This is a genomic window from Neisseria sp. P0009.S007, from assembly GCF_051962515.1.
Map to the genome: position 1 here is coordinate 1 of NZ_JBQCVF010000323.1, position 1,469 is coordinate 1,469.

The following is a 1,469-nucleotide window of genomic DNA, read 5'->3' on the forward strand; positions in this document are numbered from 1 at the left end:
ACGCGTGGACGCGCAAACCCGTGCGAAAACCAGCGTGAACGAATTGTTGCGCGGTATCTAATCGGATAACGATAACGTTGATTGAGGGTGGTATGCTCACTCTATGGTTAGTTTTGAACAAAAAAACAGGCAGAATGTTCTGCCTGTTTTTTTTTATGGCTTAAAGGCCGTCTGAAACGATTTCAGACGGCCTTTTGTTTTTGATGATGGGTTGTTTTAAGGTCAATTGAGGCAAGGGAAGGGTATTCCCTGTCTGAGACTACGCTTCCGGCCAGTCAGCGCAATAGTATTGCCAATATATTTCTTCAAAAGGAATCTTGCCGTAATCGCACAACCACGGTTTGGCGCGTGTGGTGTAGTGGATGATGGGCGGGGCGGTATCCGGCAGAGGGAACATTTCGTCAAGGTCGTATGTTTGGAAAAATCTTCCGGCGCCGGTTTGGTAATTCCAAGACTCTTCCAATTGCAGCCAGTTCTCTTGAAATACGGTGTTTAGAAAGCATTGGTCACCAAAGGGGACGGCTTTATCAATGGTGGCGGCGGTTTGCAGCAGTTGCTCCGCGATATTGTGTTTGCGCCATTGACCCAAATCGGCCAGCAGCATGCCGGAATTGAAATAGGGTGTGGTGTGCAGGCCGGTCGGATGGTTCCAATCGGTACGGGCAAGATAGGAATCTTGTACGGCGGCGACGGGATAGCCGCGCATATCGAGGTTGAACAAATCGTGCAGGGACTGGGTAACCACCATATCGCTGTCGAGGTAAAGGGCGCGGTCGACGGGCAGGTGCTGCATCATCAGGCGGAAAAATGCGGCATCCGAAATATGGGACAGGCGGCGATATTGGCTGAAGTCCATTTCAATTTTGACATCATTCAGACGGCTGCCGCTGGCGGCGAGTTTTTGGTTGGTATAGTTGATCCATTCCTTCCTGAAGGTGTTGTGCATAAGGTAGAAATTGACACCTGTATTGTGCGTACAGATGGACTTCATCAGGGTATGGACTTGTTCGGCGTAGCCGGTATCGGCGGCAAGGACGATGGTGATGTTGCTCATTGGTTAAATTCCCTTTTTTACAATGTTTTGGAGTTGGTCAGTTATTTTCTTGATTTTGTGTGGTGGGTAAAGCGGCATGGTCTTCGGTTTCCGACACGGCCTTTTCTACTAAATCCCGTTGCAGTTGTTTGCCGGCTTTGATGCCCAATTTGCGCAGTTTTTCGGTGCTGCTGATGAGGTTGCCCCTACCGGAAACCAAGCGGCTGTAGGCAGTCTGAAACTGGGATTGAGCCTGACCAAGCGCTTTATTGATGCCGTCCATGCTTTCGACAAAGCCAACAAATTTGTCATAGAGTTTGCTGCCTGCTTCGGCAATGGCCAGCGCGTTTTGGTTTTGCTGCTCATTGCGCCAGATGTTGGCAACGGTGCGCAGGGTGGCGAGCAGGGTGCTGGGGCCGGTCAGCATGATGCGTTT

2 protein-coding genes are annotated in these 1,469 nt (G+C 50.4%); both read right to left on the bottom strand.

Annotated features, from left to right (window positions below):
* Positions 1 to 259 precede the first annotated feature (259 nt).
* Positions 260 to 1,054 (bottom strand): glycosyltransferase family 8 protein, encoded by a 795-nt coding sequence (locus ACTHS3_RS12905; protein WP_070625226.1) that lies wholly within the window; start codon positions 1,052 to 1,054, stop codon positions 260 to 262.
* Positions 1,055 to 1,091: 37 nt separating this feature from the next.
* Positions 1,092 to 1,469 (bottom strand): DNA recombination protein RmuC (rmuC, locus tag ACTHS3_RS12910; RefSeq protein ID WP_440368119.1); only part of this gene is annotated, 378 nt, incomplete at its 5' end.